We start from the raw sequence: 15,371 nt of genomic DNA on the forward strand, positions 1-15,371 counted from the left end.
ATACCAAGCACATGGCTCAGAAAATCATCCGCGTAGGCGCTATCGAGATTGCCAACGACAAGCCCATGGTCCTGTTCGGCGGCATGAACGTGCTGGAGTCCCGTGACCTGGCCATGCAGATCTGCGAGCACTACGTGCGGGTGACCGAAAAGCTCGGCATCCCGTACGTGTTCAAGGCCAGCTTCGACAAGGCCAATCGCTCGTCGATCAACTCCTATCGCGGCCCGGGCCTTGAAGAAGGCCTGCGCATCTTCGAAGAGATCAAGCGCACCTTCAACGTGCCGCTGATCACCGACGTGCATGAACCGCATCAGGCAGCGCCCGTAGCCGAGGTGTGCGACATCATCCAGTTGCCGGCCTTCCTGTCGCGCCAGACCGATCTGGTGGTGGCGATGGCCAGGACCGGTGCGGTAATCAACATCAAGAAAGCCCAGTTCCTTGCGCCTCAGGAAATGAAGCACATCCTGACCAAGTGCGAAGAAGCGGGCAACGAACAGTTGATCCTCTGCGAGCGCGGTTCGAGCTTCGGCTATAACAACCTGGTGGTGGACATGCTTGGCTTCGGCATCATGAAGCAGTTCCAGTACCCGGTGTTCTTCGACGTGACTCACGCCCTGCAGATGCCGGGCGGTCGCGCCGATTCGGCCGGCGGTCGTCGCGCCCAAGTGCTGGAGCTGGCCAAGGCTGGTTTGTCCCAGGGCCTGGCCGGTCTGTTCCTTGAAGCCCATCCGGACCCTGACAACGCCCGCTGCGATGGTCCTTGCGCCCTGCGCCTGGACAAGCTGGAGCCGTTCCTGGCCCAGCTCAAGGCCCTGGATGATCTGGTGAAAAGTTTTGCACCGGTAGAGACCGCGTAAGCCTGGTTCTCCGGTAAAGTGCGCGCCCGGCCCTGCCAATTTGCGGCCGGCCGCGCCTCGTTTTCCCTGCTGTGTCGTTTACGTCAATCTTGGAGTGTTCACAACAATGGCAAAAATCGTCGACATCAAAGGTCGTGAAGTTCTCGACTCCCGTGGTAACCCCACTGTGGAAGCAGACGTGCTTCTCGATAATGGCATCATCGGTTCGGCCTGCGCGCCTTCCGGTGCTTCGACCGGCTCGCGCGAAGCGCTCGAGCTGCGTGATGGCGACAAGAGCCGTTACATGGGCAAGGGCGTTCTGAAAGCCGTCGCCAATATCAATGGCCCGATCCGTGACCTGCTGCTGGGCAAGGATCCGGTGGACCAGAAGGCGCTGGACCGTGCCATGATCGAACTCGATGGCACCGAGAACAAGGCTTCGCTGGGCGCCAACGCCATTCTCGCGGTGTCCCTGGCTGCGGCCAAGGCTGCAGCCCAGGATCAGGACCTGCCGCTGTACGCGCACATCGCCAACCTTAATGGCACCCCGGGCGTCTACTCGATGCCGGTCCCGATGATGAACATCATCAACGGTGGCGAGCATGCCGACAACAACGTCGACATCCAGGAATTCATGGTCCAGCCGGTTGGCGCCAAGAGCTTCTCCGATGCCCTGCGCATGGGCACCGAGATCTTTCATCACCTCAAGGCTGTGCTCAAGGCCCGTGGCCTGAACACTGCCGTGGGTGACGAAGGCGGTTTCGCACCTGACCTGGCCTCCAACGAAGACGCCCTGAGCGCCATCGCCGAAGCGGTCGCCAATGCCGGCTACACCTTGGGCACCGACGTGACCCTGGCCCTGGACTGCGCGGCCAGCGAATTCTTCGAGGAAGGCGGCCAGTACAACCTGTCCGGCGAAGGTAAATCCTTCGACGCGGCCGGTTTTGCCGATTACCTGGCCGGTCTGGCCAACCGTTACCCGATCATCTCGATCGAAGACGGCCTGGACGAGTCCGACTGGGCGGGCTGGAAAGTGCTGACCGACAAGCTGGGCGACAAGGTGCAACTGGTGGGCGACGACCTGTTCGTGACCAACACCAAGATCCTGAAAGAGGGCATCGACAAGAAGATCGCCAACTCGATCCTGATCAAGTTCAACCAGATCGGCACCCTGACCGAAACCCTGGAAGCGATCCAGATGGCCAAGGCCGCCGGCTACACGGCCGTGATCTCGCACCGCTCCGGTGAAACCGAAGATTCGACCATCGCCGACCTGGCCGTGGGGACCGCTGCGGGCCAGATCAAGACCGGTTCGCTGTGCCGTTCCGACCGGGTCTCGAAGTACAACCAGTTGCTGCGCATCGAAGAGCAATTGGGTGCCAAGGCAGTCTATCGCGGTCGCGCAGAGTTTCGCGGCTAAGCCATAGATGGTAAAACGGCAGGGCGTGCACGATAGGTGCAGGCTCATGCCGATGTTGCGTTGATTGGGCCTGGCATTTGTCAGGCCCAATGCCGTTGGTCACTATGCTTTGGCTCTGCCGCCTCATTACCGGGTAACTGATATTTACATGCGCAGTCCTTACTGGTTGTTTCTTGTCCTGTTGCTGTTACTGGCCGGTCTGCAATACCGGCTGTGGGTAGGCAACGGAAGCCTGGCGCAAGTGGCTAGCCTGACCCAGCAGATTGCCGATCAACACGCCGAAAACGCTAACCTGCTCGAACGTAACCGGGTGCTGGATGCCGAGGTCATGGAGCTGAAAAAGGGTCTGGAGACCGTCGAGGAGCGTGCCCGCCACGAGCTGGGCATGGTCAAGGACGGTGAAACGCTTTATCAGCTTGCGCGGTGACCTTGCCATGAACGACGTATTGCCGGCCTTCTGGGCTGTTATTCCTGCCGCGGGCGTTGGCGCTCGCATGGCCGCAGACCGTCCCAAGCAGTATCTGCCGTTGGGCGGCCTCACAATTCTCGAACACAGCCTGCTGTGTTTTCTCGATCATCCCAGGCTCAAGGGGCTGGTGATCAGCCTGGCGGCGGATGATCCCTACTGGCCGGCCTTGCCGTGTGCCCTGGATTCGCGGATTCAGCGCGTCACCGGCGGCAAGGAGCGGGCCGATTCGGTCCTCAATGCCTTGTTGCACCTGCACGCGCAGGGCGCCAGCGATGACGACTGGGTGCTGGTGCACGATGCTGCGCGGCCCAACCTGGCGCGCAGTGACCTGGATCAGCTGTTGGGCGAACTGGCCGATGATCCGGTCGGTGGCCTGCTGGCCGTACCGGCCCGCGATACCCTCAAGCGCGCCGATGCCCAGGGGCGGGTGGCCGAGACCGTCGACCGCAGCCTGATCTGGCAGGCCTATACGCCGCAGATGTTTCGCCTGGGGGCCTTGCATCGGGCCCTGGCCGACAGCCTGGTGGCGCATGTGCCGATCACTGACGAGGCGTCAGCCATCGAGTGGGCCGGCGCAGCCCCGCGCCTGATCGAAGGGCGGGCCGATAACATCAAGGTCACCCGGCCCGAGGACCTTGAGTGGTTGCGCCGGCATCGGCAGAGCCGCTTCTAGCTGACGCCTGGCCCGCCGCATATTCCTTGCGTTGCGCCAGCCCCTGCTTGAGATAGTCGACCAGCTTGCGCACCTTGGGCGACAGGTGCCGTTGCTGCGGGTACAGCGCCCAGACCGCGGTGTTGGGCGGCTGATGGCTCTCGAGCAAGGACACCAGCGCGCCACTGTGCAAATGCTCCAGCACATAATAATCCGGCAACTGGCACAGCCCCGTGCCCTGCAAGGCGGCATCCAGTACCGCCTGGCCGCTGTTGCAGCGCCAGTTGCCCTGGACGCGCTGGGAAAACTCCCGCCCGTTCTGCTGTAACAGCCAGGTGTCGCTGCCGCCGATCAGGCAGTTGTGGCGGCTCAGCTCCGACAGGCTGTGCGGCCGGCCATAACGCTCCAGATAGGACGGCGATGCGCACAGGTACATGCGCCGCGGTGCCAGGCGGGTGGCGACCAGGCGTGAATCCTGCAGGCGCCCCAGGCGAATCGCCAGATCCATGCCCTCATGCACCAGGTCCAGCGTGTCGTTGCTCAGCTCGATGTCGACCCGCAGTTGTGGGTAGCTTTCCATGAAGCGTGTCACCAGCGGTGCGATAAAGCGCTCCCCGTAGGCCACCGCGCAGGTCATGCGCAACAGCCCCTTGGGCTCGCTGTTCAGGTCGCCTATTGCCCGCAGTGCTTCTTCGCGTCCGTCCTGCAGGCGCTGGCAATGCTGCAGGAACGTCTGCCCGGCTTCGGTGAGCGTCACGCGGCGGGTGCTGCGATACAGCAGACGGGTTTGAAGGCGTTCTTCAAGGCGCATGATCTGCCGGCTGACGTGCGAGGACGACACGCCCAGGCGCAAAGCCGCCGCAGTGAATTGGCCACTTTCGGCCACGGCTACGAACTCGTCCAGGCCTTCCCAGCGATTGGTGTACATCGATTGTCCCTGTGCAGCAATAATGTTTTGCTTTTGTCTGGATTACTCATCATTCGGCAGCGTACTACACTCCGGGTCTGTTTTAACCCTAACGGAGAGACCCCATGATCAAGTCACGTGCCGCTGTCGCCTTTGAAGCCAAGAAGCCACTGGAAATTGTCGAGATCGATGTGGCCATGCCCAAGGCTGGCGAAGTGCTGCTGCGGGTCGTTGCCTCGGGCGTTTGTCACACCGACGCCTACACGTTGTCTGGCGCTGACCCGGAGGGTATTTTCCCGGCGATCCTGGGCCATGAAGGCGGCGCCATCGTCGAGGCGATCGGCGAGGGCGTGACTTCGGTAGCGGTCGGCGACCACGTCATTCCGCTGTACACCCCCGAGTGCCGCCAGTGCAAATTCTGCCTGTCGGGCAAGACCAACCTGTGCCAGTCGATCCGCGCGACCCAAGGCAAGGGCCTGATGCCGGATGGCACGGCGCGCTTTTCCTATAAAGGCCAGCCGATTTTCCACTACATGGGCACCTCGACATTCTCCGAGTACACCGTGCTGCCGGAAATCTCGGTGGCCAGGATCCAGAAGGACGCGCCGCTGGAGAAGGTCTGCTTGCTGGGCTGTGGCGTGACCACCGGCATCGGTGCGGTGCTCAACACCGCCAAGGTCAAGCCGGGTGACACCGTGGCGATCTTCGGCCTGGGCGGCATCGGTCTGTCGGCGATCATTGGTGCGGTCAAGGCCAAGGCCTCGCGCATCATCGCCATCGACATCAACCCGTCCAAGTTCGATATCGCCCGGCAACTGGGTGCTACCGATTTCATCAACCCGAAGGAATATGATCGTCCTATCCAGGAAGTGATTGTCGATCTGACCGATGGCGGCGTGGACTTCTCGTTCGAGTGCATCGGCAACGTGCAACTGATGCGTGCAGCGCTTGAGTGCTGCCACAAGGGCTGGGGTGAGTCGGTGATCATCGGCGTGGCCGGTGCTGGCCAGGAAATCGCTACCCGTCCGTTCCAGCTGGTCACCGGTCGCGTCTGGCGCGGCTCGGCCTTCGGCGGCGTGCGCGGGCGCACCGAGCTGCCAAGCTATGTCGACATGGCACAGACCGGCGAGATTCCGCTGGACAGCTTCATTACCCACACCATGGGCCTGGAAGACATCAACAAGGCGTTCGACCTGATGCACGAAGGCAAGAGCATTCGTTCGGTCATCCATTTCTGAATAAGCCTCAAGCGTTGAGCTTCAAGCGGCAAGCGGGCATTCGTTGCTGCTTGCTGCTTATGGTCGATCGCTTGTCGCTGGAGGTCGTATGAATCTGGAAAACATTTCTTGCCAGAAAAGCTTTGGTGGCTGGCACAAACGGTACAAGCACACGTCCAGCGTACTGGGCTGCGACATGGTCTTTGCCGTGTACCTGCCGCCCCAGGCGGAGCAGGGCGGCAAACTGCCGGTGCTGTACTGGCTGTCGGGACTGACCTGCACGGATGAAAACTTCATGCAGAAGGCCGGTGCCCATCGACTGGCCGCGCAGTTGGGAATCATCATCGTGGCGCCGGACACCAGCCCGCGCGGCCCCGATGTGCCGGGCGACCCGGACGGTGCCTGGGATTTCGGCCTGGGTGCGGGCTTCTATCTCAATGCCACCGAGCAGCCGTATGCCAAGCATTACCGGATGCATGACTATGTGGTCGATGAGTTGCCGTCGCTGATCGAGGCGCACTTTCCGGCGTCCCAGGCGCGGGGCATCAGCGGCCACTCCATGGGCGGGCACGGTGCGCTGGTCTGCGCCTTGCGTAACCCGGGCCGCTATCAGTCGGTCTCGGCGTTCTCGCCCATCAGCAACCCGGTCGATTGCCCCTGGGGCCAGAAAGCCTTTTCTCGCTACCTGGGTGAGGACCGCTCGCGCTGGCGCGAGTGGGATGCCAGCCTGCTGCTGGCACAGGCCACGCAGAAGCTGCCGATCCTGGTCGATCAGGGTGATCGCGACGATTTTCTGGTCAACCAGCTCAAGCCCGAGGCACTGGTGCAAGCCGCCAAGGCCGCAGGTCACCCGCTGAATCTGCGGCTGCAGCCCGGTTATGATCACAGCTATTACTTCATTGCCAGCTTCATCGAGGAACACCTGCGTCATCATGCCACAGCCTTGAACGCTTATTGAGGCAAAGCACCCAGTTGTGCTGACCCTGCACCCTGCAAAGCAGGTAGAATCGCGCCCTGACTTTTTTCAGGGCGTTTTTCTATGCGTATTGGCCATGGCTACGATGTGCACCGTTTCGCCGAAGGCGATTTCATTACCTTGGGCGGTGTGCGCATTGCACACGGTTTCGGCCTGCTGGCCCATTCCGATGGCGATGTACTGTTGCATGCCTTGAGCGATGCCTTGCTGGGTGCCGCTGCGCTGGGCGATATCGGCAAGCACTTTCCGGACACCGATCCGCAATTCAAGGGTGCCGACAGCCGTGTGCTGCTGCGCCATGTCCTCACGCTGGTGCAGGGCAAGGGCTGGAAGATCGCCAATGTCGACGCCACTATCGTCGCCCAGGCACCGAAAATGGCGCCGCACATCCAGGCCATGCGCGAGCTGATCGCCCAGGACCTGCAGGTCGATCCCGACCAGGTCAACGTCAAGGCCACGACCACCGAGAAGCTCGGCTTCGTCGGCCGCGAAGAAGGCATCGCGGTGCATGCCGTCGCGCTGTTGTTGCGCGCATGAACGACCTTCAACTGTTGGGGCCGCGTGCCTACGGCGCGGCATTGGGCACCGCCGTCCTCAAGGCCAGCGCCGATGACTTCCAGGTCGATGAGGTGCTGGACATTCCTTTGTCCGGCGATGGTGAGCATCTATGGCTGTGGGTCGAAAAACGCGGTCTCAATACCGAAGAAGCCGCTCGCCGGTTGGCCCGTGCCGCCGGCGTACCGCTGCGTACCATCAGTTACGCCGGCCTCAAGGATCGTCAGGCACTGACTCGCCAGTGGTTCAGCATTCAGTTGCCAGGCAAGGCCGACCCCGATCTGTCGGCAGCCGAAGATGCCACGCTCAAGATCCTTTCGTGCGGCCGGCACCGGCGCAAACTGCAGCGTGGCGCGCATGCCGCCAATGGCTTCACCTTGCGCCTGACAGGATTGAAGGCCGATACCCAGGCCCTGGAACGGCGCCTGGAGGCAATCGCCGCCCAGGGCGTGCCCAATTACTTCGGTGCCCAGCGTTTTGGCCATGACGGCGGCAACCTGGCCCAGGCGCGCGACTACGCCGGGCGTCAGGCCTTGCCCGAGCAGCGTGCGGTACGCTCGCGGCTGTTATCCACGGCCCGCAGCTACCTGTTCAACCAAGTGTTGGCAGCACGGGTGGCCGATGGCACCTGGAACAAGGCCCAAGTGGGCGATCTACTGGCCTTTACTGACAGTCGCAGCTTTTTTTCGGCCGGCCCCGAGGAGTGCAGTGACCCACGCCTGGCGATTCTCGACCTGCACCCTACGGGTCCGCAGTGGGGTAGTGGCGCTTCGCCAGCCACTGGCGTCACCGGCGAGCTGGAGGACCGTCTGGCTGCAAGCGAGGCGGCACTATGCGACTGGCTGGTGCGGGCGGGCATGGTGCACGAACGTCGTATCCTGCGACTGCCCATTGGGCGCTTGGCATGGCATTATCCCGAGCCTGACATTCTGCAACTGGAATTTGTCCTTCCGCCCGGATGTTTCGCCACCGTTCTGGTACGCGAACTCGTCGATCTGGTGCCGGTCGGGCTAACGGATAGCCCATGCGTATTCTGATTTCAAACGATGACGGGGTCACCGCACCCGGTCTGGCAGCGCTGTATGCGGCGCTGGCGGATTATGCCGAGTGCACGGTCATTGCCCCCGATCAAGACCGAAGCGGCGCCAGCAGTTCACTGACGCTGGATCGCCCCCTGCATCCACATGTCCTGGACAACGGTTTCATCAGCGTCAATGGCACGCCGACCGATTGCGTGCACCTGGGGCTCAACGGAATCTTGCCGTACACCTGCGACATGGTCGTCTCGGGCATCAACCTGGGCGCCAACCTGGGTGATGATGTGCTTTATTCCGGCACCGTTGCGGCGGCACTCGAAGGCCGTTTCCTGCAGCGTCCCGGCATGGCCTTCTCGTTCCTGTCGCGACAGCCGGACAACCTGGCCACCGCCGCCCATTACGCCCGTCTGCTGGTCGAGGCGCATGAGCAACTCGACCTGCCGCCGCGTACGGTCCTGAACGTGAACATTCCCAACCTGCCCCTGGATCGGGTGCGCGGCATCCAGTTGACCCGGCTGGGGCATCGCGCCCGGGCTGCAGCTCCGGTCAAGGTGGTCGACCCGCGTGGTCGTGCCGGCTACTGGATTGCGGCCGCCGGCGATGCCGAGGACGGCGGTGCCGGCACCGATTTCCATGCCGTGATGCAGGGGTATGTGTCCATCACGCCACTGCAGCTTGACCGGACCTTTCAGGACGGTTTCAGCCGTCTGAACACCTGGCTTGAGGGGTTGCGCTGATGTCCCGTGACCATGATGACCTGTTGCGCCGCGGTATCGGCATGACGTCGCAGCGTACCCGCGAGCGTCTGATCCAGCGATTGTCCGAAGAAGGCGTGGCGGATGCGCGGGTACTGAACGTCATTCGCAAGACCCCGCGCCACCTCTTTGTCGACGAGGCCCTGGCGCATCGGGCCTACGAAGACACCGCCTTGCCCATCGGCCATAACCAGACCATTTCCCAGCCCTATATGGTGGCGCGCATGAGCGAGCTGCTGCTGGAAGCGGGTCCTCTGGACAAGGTGATGGAGATCGGCACCGGTTCAGGCTATCAGACAGCGGTGCTGGCCCAATTGGTCGAGCGGGTGTTTTCCGTCGAGCGCATCAAGGTGCTGCAGGATCGTGCCAAGGAACGCCTGGTGGAGTTGAACGTGCGCAACGTGGTGTTTCGTTGGGGCGACGGTTGGGAAGGCTGGCCGGCGCTGGCACCTTACAACGGCATCATCGTCACGGCAGTGGCCACCGACGTGCCTCAGGCGCTGCTTGATCAATTGGCGCCTGGCGGGCGAATGGTCATTCCCGTAGGCGCAGGCGAGGTTCAGCAGTTGCTGATGATCGTACGTGAGGAGCACGGGTTTTCAAGGCGCGTACTGGGGGCTGTGCGTTTTGTCCCATTGCTCAACGGGCCGTTGGCCTGAATCATGTTGCCGGAATAGATGGGGAATTCTGCACGTCGCCGCCGGTCTATCTCCTGCCCGCGTGTCCTTGCATGGCCGCTTGGCATTATCGAGAGAAGCCGCTTGTTACAGGCAAGCGTGCTTAACACCGGTTACACTCGCTGCCAGTCGCCTATGCGGTACAACAGGCAGCATTTCAAATCTATCACCGGGAAAGGGAGTGGCGGGTGAGTCACACAGTCATTGGGCAGCTCAGGTTTTTGACAGGTTTTCAGCGTCTGGTGATTGGCCTTGCCTTGAGCGTCCTTCTGGTCGGCTGCTCCAGTTCGCCTTCAGGCGGCGTGCGTGTGGTCGATCGCAACGGCAATGCTATCGAGCAGCGTGCCCCTGTCACTTCCGGGCAATACGTGGTCAAGCGCGGTGACACGTTGTTTTCCATTGCCTTCCGTTATGGCTGGGACTGGAAAGCACTGGCCGTGAGCAATCGCATTCCCGAGCCTTATACCATTCGCCCCGGGCAGACGATTCGTTTCGACGGGCGTTCGGATGCCGCCTCGAGCGTCGTCAGTACCCCCACACGCTCGGGTCCGGTCACCACCTCCACGTCCACTACAAGCAGTGGTTCAGGCTCTGTAAAGACCACGGTCATCACCAAGCCGGTGGCTGTAACGCCAGTGGTCATTCCACCAGCAGCCACCAGTCCGCAGACGCCTGCAGGGCGCTCTCCAGGCGGCTGGACATGGCCGGCTAGTGGCGTTTTGATAGGGAAATTTTCTTCAAACGGAAGTTTGAATAAAGGCATTGATATTGCCGGAAATTTGGGACAGCCTGTTTTGGCAGCGTCTGATGGTTCAGTTGTTTACGCCGGGAGTGGATTGCGGGGCTACGGCGAATTGATCATCATCAAACACAGCGATACCTACGTCAGTGCCTACGGTCATAACCGCAGGCTGCTCGTACAGGAAGGGCAACAGGTCAAGGCAGGGCAGACAATTGCCGAGATGGGGTCAACGGGGACTGACCGGGTGAAGCTGCATTTCGAGATTCGCCGCCAGGGTAAGCCTGTAGATCCGCTGCAATTCTTGCCACGCCGTTGAGTGTTGTCGGCCTGTTCCTGGCGTAATAGGAACAGGCTCAGGCGTTGCCATGGAAATCAGGCGACGCGGGGGCTTGAGGTCGAACTCACCAAAGGACTATAACAATGGCTCTTAGCAACGAGGCGCCGGAGTTTGACATCGATGATGAAGTGCTCCTTACGGAAGCAGGCATTGTCCTGGAGCAGGTGTCTGACGAAAAGCAGTCGTCAACCCCGGTCTCGGCTCGCGCCAAGGCTAAAACTTCTTCTTCGCTCAAACAGCACAAATACATCGATTATACCCGGGCGCTAGACGCCACCCAGCTGTACCTCAATGAAATCGGTTTTTCGCCCTTGTTGTCTCCGGAAGAGGAAGTTCACTTTGCGCGTCTGTCGCAACGTGGCGATCCTGCGGGGCGTAAACGCATGATCGAAAGCAACCTGAGGCTGGTGGTCAAGATTGCCAGGCGCTATGTCAATCGCGGCCTGTCATTGCTGGACCTTATCGAAGAAGGCAACCTGGGGTTGATCCGGGCCGTCGAGAAATTCGATCCTGAACGGGGTTTCCGTTTTTCGACCTACGCGACCTGGTGGATTCGCCAGACCATCGAACGGGCGATCATGAACCAGACGCGGACCATCCGTCTGCCGATTCATGTCGTCAAAGAGCTTAACGTCTATTTGCGCGCTGCCCGTGAATTGACCCAGAAGCTTGATCATGAACCTTCCGCCGAAGAGATCGCCCACTTGCTGGAAAAACCCGTGAGCGAGGTCAAGCGCATGCTTGGGCTCAATGAACGGGTCTCCTCCGTGGATGTGTCGCTGGGGCCTGACTCGGACAAGACGCTGCTCGATACCCTGACCGACGATCGACCCACCGATCCCTGCGAGTTGCTGCAGGATGACGATCTTTCGCAAAGCATCGATCAATGGCTTTCGGAATTGACTGAAAAGCAGCGCGAGGTGGTCATTCGCCGCTTCGGTCTGCGGGGTCATGAAAGCAGCACGCTGGAGGATGTCGGCCTCGAGATCGGCCTGACGCGTGAGCGGGTCCGGCAGATTCAGGTCGAGGGCCTCAAGCGCCTGCGTGAAATCCTCGAGAGGAACGGCCTCTCCAGCGAGTCGCTCTTCCAGTAGTTCGCCTGCCAGACAAAAGGCCGATAGCAACATGCCTGTTGCTATCGGCCTTTTTGCTGTCTGCATGATTTCATGACACTGTCGTGGCAATAGCATCTTTTAATAGTGCAGGGTTTGGTGCGGGGGCGGCTTTTTGATACTAACTAAGCGTCGTGTAAGTCATTGCTTACGCGGGCTGTAAGTGTTTGCAGGCTTAGTGTGTAAAATTATTCCAGTCGCGTATCAGGAAAGCACCCATCACTTTGATTTAATTCGGTTTTCCGTAAGTACTGTCCATTATTTTGACACTTTTTACGCCGTCGAAGGGGGTTGCCCTTAGTCTGAAAATCACTATGATCGGAACTGTACCAACGGATCGGTACAGGCACTCAAGGATGAGCGCTGACAAGGACATCGCAGGATGCGATTCATCAGGATGATGAAAGGGATCAAATGGACCAAGGAAAAATGTGGGCGGTTATACCGCCCCTTTTTTTTGCCTGCAGAAAAGATAAGCAAAAGGCCCGCAAGGGGCCTTTTGGTCAACGCTCCAGATCGGCAATCTTGCCTTTCTTGCCGTCCCACTCCTCGGCGTCGGGGAGAGCATCCTTACGCTCGGTAATGTTCGGCCAGACCTCGGCAAGCTCGGCATTGAGTTCGATGAAGTTCTCCATGCCAGCTGGAATCTCGTCTTCCGAGAAAATGGCCTGGGCCGGGCATTCAGGCTCGCACAGGGCGCAGTCGATGCACTCATCCGGGTGGATCACCAGGAAGTTCGGGCCTTCGTAAAAGCAGTCCACCGGACAGACTTCTACGCAGTCGGTGTACTTGCACTTGATGCAGTTGTCGGTGACGACGAAGGTCATTTCTAATTTTCTCCTCAGGCGGCGGCAGCATCGCCCTGTCAGACAGCGATGCCAGGTTCGGGAGGTTATCGCCCGAGCCGTGTGAAAACATGGGCTTCAAGTGAGTGGTCTCAAGGCGGGTTGGCTGTATCCGCCTGCCGCTCGACCTGTGGTTCGCTAGGTCCTCACGCGGCCCGGATAGCGACTTGACCAGGCTAGGTGTCAAGAGCATTCCAAAACCGCGCGGGATTCTAACAGTATGTAACGCCCGGCGTCACAGGCGAGTTTGCAATGAGTACAACAAATCCAGCGCCTGACGAGGCGTCAGGTCATCGGGCTTGAGGCGTCCAAGCTCTTCGAGCACCGGATGCGGCAGGGCAGCAAACAGGTCGCTCTGTTGGGGGGCGGCCGGTTTTCCGGCCTTGGCCTTGAGCGGTGCATGCGTCTGCTCATGCGGCAGGCTGGTAGTCTCCAGGCGTTGCAGGTGCTCCTTGGCCCGGCTGATGACCCGGCCCGGAACCCCGGCCAGTTGCGCCACTGCCAGGCCATAGCTCTGGCTGGCCGGTCCTGGCAGCACCCGATGCAGAAACACGATGCGCTCATTGTGCTCGGTGGCATTGAGATGCACGTTGCTGACCAGCGGCTCGCTTTCGGGCAATACCGTCAGTTCGAAATAGTGCGTGGCAAACAGTGTGTAGGCGCGTAGCTGGGCCAGGCATTCTGCCGCCGCCCAGGCCAGCGACAGACCGTCGAACGTGCTGGTGCCGCGTCCGACCTCATCCATCAGCACCAGGCTGCGGTCAGTGGCATTGTGCAGGATATTGGCCGTTTCGCTCATTTCCACCATGAAGGTCGAGCGTCCACCGGCCAGGTCGTCGCTGGAGCCGATACGGGTAAAGATCCGGTCGACCAGTGACAGTTCGCAACGGGCCGCCGGCACGTAGCTGCCAATGTGGGCCAGCAGCACGATCAGGGCGGTCTGACGCATGTAGGTCGATTTACCGCCCATGTTCGGGCCGGTGATGACCAGCATGCGGGTGTTGTCGTCCAGCGCCAGGTCGTTAGCCACGAACGGGCTCGACAGCACCTGCTCGACCACCGGGTGACGGCCTTGCTCGATCTTCATGCACGGCTGTGCGACGAAGCGTGGGCAATTGAGGTCCAGGTTCAGGGCGCGTTCGGCCAGGTTGCTCAGCACGTCCAGTTCGGCCAGGGCCGCAGCGGTGTCCTGCAGCGGCGCCAGATGGCCGATCAAGTCTTCGAGCAGGGCTTCATAGAGTATTTTCTCGCGGGCCAGGGCGCGGCTCTTGGCCGACAGCGCCTTGTCTTCGAATTCCTTGAGCTCCGGGGTGATGAAGCGTTCGGCCCCCTTGAGGGTCTGGCGCCGGATGTAGTCGGCCGGCGCCTGCTCGGCCTGCTTGCTGGGCAGCTCGATGAAATACCCGTGCACCCGGTTATAGCCGACCTTGAGGTTGGCCAGGCCCGTGCGGGCCTTTTCCCGGGTTTCGAGATCGATGAGGAATTGCCCGGCGTTCTCGCTCAGCGATTGCAAGTCGTCCAGCTCGGCGTCGTAGCCGGTCTTGAGCACGCCACCCTCGCGGATGACCGCCGGCGGGTTGTCGATGATTGCCCGTTGCAGCAGCTCGGCCAGTTGCGGATAGGTGCTGGTCGTCTGTGCCAGGTGCTGCAAGTGCGGCGCTTGCAGGTCGGCCATGGCGTGTTGCAGCGCGGGCAGGGCAGCAAGGGCGTCACGCAGGCGCGCCAGGTCGCGTGGACGGGCATTACGCAAGCCGATGCGCGCCAGGATGCGCTCGATGTCGCCGATTTCCTTGAGCTGCGGCTGCAGGCCCTCGAAACGATACTGCTCCAGCAGGCAGTCGATACCGCTCTGGCGGGCCTGGATCACTGGCAGGTCGCGCAGGGGGCGATTCAGCCAGCGGATCAGCAGGCGTGTGCCCATCGCCGTCTGGCAGCGGTCAATGACCGACAGCAGAGTATTGTCACGGCCACCGGCCAGATTGGTATCCAGCTCCAGGTTGCGGCGGCTGGCTCCGTCCATGATGACCGTGTCGTCCAGACGCTCATGGCGCAGGCTGCGCAAGTGCGGCAGGGCGGTGCGCTGGGTTTCCTTGGCGTAGCCCAGCAGGCAGCCGGCCGCGCCAATGGCCAGGGTCAGGGTTTCACAGCCGAAACCTTTGAGGTCCTGGGTCGAAAACTGCTGGCACAGGCTCTTGTGGGCCGAGTCGCGCTCGAAATCCCAAGGGGCGCGGCGGCGTGCGCCTCGACGCTTTTCAGCGGGCAGGCCCTGGGGCCAGTCATCGGGAATCAGCAGCTCGACCGGATTGATCCGCTCCAGCTCGGCCAGCAGCGTTTCCCAGCCCTTGATTTCCTGCACGCTGAACAGGCCGCTGGTGATGTCCAGCACCGCCAGGCCGAACAGGCGCTCATCGCCCAGTACCGCGGCCAGGAGGTTGTCACGACGCTCATCGAGCAGTGCTTCATCGCTGACCGTACCCGGTGTGATGATGCGCACCACCTGGCGTTCGACAGGGCCTTTGCTGGTCGCCGGGTCGCCGATCTGTTCGCAAATCACCACCGACTCGCCCAGCTTGACCAGCTTGGCCAGGTAGCCTTCGGCGGCGTGGTAGGGAATGCCGCACATGGGAATGCTCTGGCCGGCCGACTGACCGCGAGCGGTCAGGGTGATGTCCAGCAACTTTGCGGCTTTTTTGGCGTCTTCATAGAAGATTTCATAGAAATCGCCCATGCGATAGAACATCAGCTGGTCCGGGTGCTGATTTTTCAGCCGCCAGTATTGCTGCATCATCGGTGTATGGGAGGACAGGTCGGAAATGGCTTTATTCATCAGTGGG

The 15,371-nt window shown here is 61.1% G+C and carries 15 protein-coding genes; 12 read left to right on the plus strand and 3 right to left on the minus strand.

The window, feature by feature from the left end; genetic code table 11:
• The first annotated feature begins 11 nt into the window (after window positions 1–11).
• The 4 genes from kdsA (at window position 12) to ispD (ending at window position 3,398) form a co-directional block, all read left to right on the plus strand.
• Entirely contained in the window at window positions 12–857 is an 846-nt protein-coding gene (kdsA, locus tag ASF84_RS02780; RefSeq protein WP_056834971.1) for a 3-deoxy-8-phosphooctulonate synthase, read from the plus strand.
• Between the two features lie 106 nt (window positions 858–963).
• The gene (eno, locus tag ASF84_RS02785) at window positions 964–2,256 is read left to right on the plus strand and encodes a phosphopyruvate hydratase (protein ID WP_056834973.1); all 1,293 of its coding nucleotides are present in this window, start codon (window positions 964–966) and stop codon (window positions 2,254–2,256) included.
• A 148-nt stretch (window positions 2,257–2,404) separates the two neighbouring features.
• A complete protein-coding gene (gene ftsB, locus ASF84_RS02790; protein WP_056834975.1) occupies window positions 2,405–2,683 on the plus strand; it encodes a cell division protein FtsB in 279 nt (92 codons plus the stop codon).
• A gap of 7 nt (window positions 2,684–2,690) precedes the next feature.
• Entirely contained in the window at window positions 2,691–3,398 is a 708-nt protein-coding gene (gene ispD, locus ASF84_RS02795; RefSeq protein WP_056835358.1) for a 2-C-methyl-D-erythritol 4-phosphate cytidylyltransferase, read from the plus strand.
• Here the strand turns inward: ispD and ASF84_RS02800 are convergent.
• On the minus strand, window positions 3,343–4,305 hold the full coding sequence (locus tag ASF84_RS02800) for a LysR substrate-binding domain-containing protein (RefSeq protein ID WP_082481277.1): 963 nt from the start codon (window positions 4,303–4,305) through the stop codon (window positions 3,343–3,345). The two genes, ispD and ASF84_RS02800, sit on opposite strands and share 56 nt — an antisense overlap.
• A 104-nt stretch (window positions 4,306–4,409) precedes the next feature.
• Between ASF84_RS02800 and ASF84_RS02805 the strand changes: the two genes are divergently transcribed.
• The 8 genes from ASF84_RS02805 to rpoS all read left to right on the plus strand — a co-directional run bounded on the left by ASF84_RS02805 (window position 4,410) and on the right by rpoS (window position 11,674).
• Window positions 4,410–5,522: an S-(hydroxymethyl)glutathione dehydrogenase/class III alcohol dehydrogenase gene (locus tag ASF84_RS02805; RefSeq protein ID WP_056834978.1), complete on the plus strand. Its 1,113-nt coding sequence runs from the start codon at window positions 4,410–4,412 to the stop codon at window positions 5,520–5,522.
• An 88-nt stretch (window positions 5,523–5,610) separates the two neighbouring features.
• On the plus strand, window positions 5,611–6,459 hold the full coding sequence (gene fghA, locus ASF84_RS02810) for an S-formylglutathione hydrolase (protein ID WP_056834980.1): 849 nt from the start codon (window positions 5,611–5,613) through the stop codon (window positions 6,457–6,459).
• A gap of 81 nt (window positions 6,460–6,540) precedes the next feature.
• Window positions 6,541–7,014 (plus strand): 2-C-methyl-D-erythritol 2,4-cyclodiphosphate synthase, encoded by a 474-nt coding sequence (ispF, locus tag ASF84_RS02815; protein WP_056834982.1) that lies wholly within the window; start codon window positions 6,541–6,543, stop codon window positions 7,012–7,014.
• Window positions 7,011–8,069: a tRNA pseudouridine(13) synthase TruD gene (truD, locus tag ASF84_RS02820; RefSeq protein WP_056834984.1), complete on the plus strand. Its 1,059-nt coding sequence runs from the start codon at window positions 7,011–7,013 to the stop codon at window positions 8,067–8,069. The genes ispF and truD overlap by 4 nt, the downstream gene beginning before the upstream one ends.
• Window positions 8,057–8,806: a 5'/3'-nucleotidase SurE gene (gene surE, locus ASF84_RS02825; RefSeq protein WP_056834986.1), complete on the plus strand. Its 750-nt coding sequence runs from the start codon at window positions 8,057–8,059 to the stop codon at window positions 8,804–8,806. Before truD ends, surE begins: the two co-directional genes overlap by 13 nt.
• 41 nt (window positions 8,807–8,847) lie before the next feature.
• On the plus strand, window positions 8,848–9,483 hold the full coding sequence (locus tag ASF84_RS02830) for a protein-L-isoaspartate(D-aspartate) O-methyltransferase (RefSeq protein WP_177339444.1): 636 nt from the start codon (window positions 8,848–8,850) through the stop codon (window positions 9,481–9,483).
• A 206-nt stretch (window positions 9,484–9,689) separates the two neighbouring features.
• Window positions 9,690–10,559 carry a peptidoglycan DD-metalloendopeptidase family protein gene (locus ASF84_RS02835; protein WP_082481278.1) on the plus strand — a complete coding sequence of 290 codons (870 nt, stop codon included), beginning with the start codon at window positions 9,690–9,692 and terminating at the stop codon, window positions 10,557–10,559.
• A gap of 104 nt (window positions 10,560–10,663) precedes the next feature.
• Entirely contained in the window at window positions 10,664–11,674 is a 1,011-nt protein-coding gene (gene rpoS, locus ASF84_RS02840) for an RNA polymerase sigma factor RpoS (protein WP_056834989.1), read from the plus strand.
• Between the two features lie 521 nt (window positions 11,675–12,195).
• Here rpoS and fdxA read toward each other — a convergent pair.
• A complete protein-coding gene (gene fdxA, locus ASF84_RS02845; protein WP_056834991.1) occupies window positions 12,196–12,519 on the minus strand; it encodes a ferredoxin FdxA in 324 nt (107 codons plus the stop codon).
• A 253-nt stretch (window positions 12,520–12,772) separates the two neighbouring features.
• Window positions 12,773–15,352, minus strand: a complete 2,580-nt coding sequence (gene mutS, locus ASF84_RS02850) for a DNA mismatch repair protein MutS (protein WP_162241243.1) — start codon at window positions 15,350–15,352, stop codon at window positions 12,773–12,775.
• Between the last annotated feature and the right edge of the window lie 19 nt (window positions 15,353–15,371).

This window comes from Pseudomonas sp. Leaf127 (assembly GCF_001423155.1).
Classification (GTDB): Bacteria; Pseudomonadota; Gammaproteobacteria; order Pseudomonadales; family Pseudomonadaceae; genus Aquipseudomonas; species Aquipseudomonas ovata.

Coding starts and splice junctions, on each gene's coding strand:
- kdsA (WP_056834971.1), top strand. CDS start 12: ATGGCTCAGAAAATCATCCGCGTAGGCGCTATCGAGATTGCCAACGAC.
- eno (WP_056834973.1), top strand. CDS start 964: ATGGCAAAAATCGTCGACATCAAAGGTCGTGAAGTTCTCGACTCCCGT.
- ftsB (WP_056834975.1), top strand. CDS start 2,405: ATGCGCAGTCCTTACTGGTTGTTTCTTGTCCTGTTGCTGTTACTGGCC.
- ispD (WP_056835358.1), top strand. CDS start 2,691: ATGAACGACGTATTGCCGGCCTTCTGGGCTGTTATTCCTGCCGCGGGC.
- ASF84_RS02800 (WP_082481277.1), bottom strand. CDS start 4,305: ATGTACACCAATCGCTGGGAAGGCCTGGACGAGTTCGTAGCCGTGGCC.
- ASF84_RS02805 (WP_056834978.1), top strand. CDS start 4,410: ATGATCAAGTCACGTGCCGCTGTCGCCTTTGAAGCCAAGAAGCCACTG.
- fghA (WP_056834980.1), top strand. CDS start 5,611: ATGAATCTGGAAAACATTTCTTGCCAGAAAAGCTTTGGTGGCTGGCAC.
- ispF (WP_056834982.1), top strand. CDS start 6,541: ATGCGTATTGGCCATGGCTACGATGTGCACCGTTTCGCCGAAGGCGAT.
- truD (WP_056834984.1), top strand. CDS start 7,011: ATGAACGACCTTCAACTGTTGGGGCCGCGTGCCTACGGCGCGGCATTG.
- surE (WP_056834986.1), top strand. CDS start 8,057: ATGCGTATTCTGATTTCAAACGATGACGGGGTCACCGCACCCGGTCTG.
- ASF84_RS02830 (WP_177339444.1), top strand. CDS start 8,848: ATGACGTCGCAGCGTACCCGCGAGCGTCTGATCCAGCGATTGTCCGAA.
- rpoS (WP_056834989.1), top strand. CDS start 10,664: ATGGCTCTTAGCAACGAGGCGCCGGAGTTTGACATCGATGATGAAGTG.
- fdxA (WP_056834991.1), bottom strand. CDS start 12,519: ATGACCTTCGTCGTCACCGACAACTGCATCAAGTGCAAGTACACCGAC.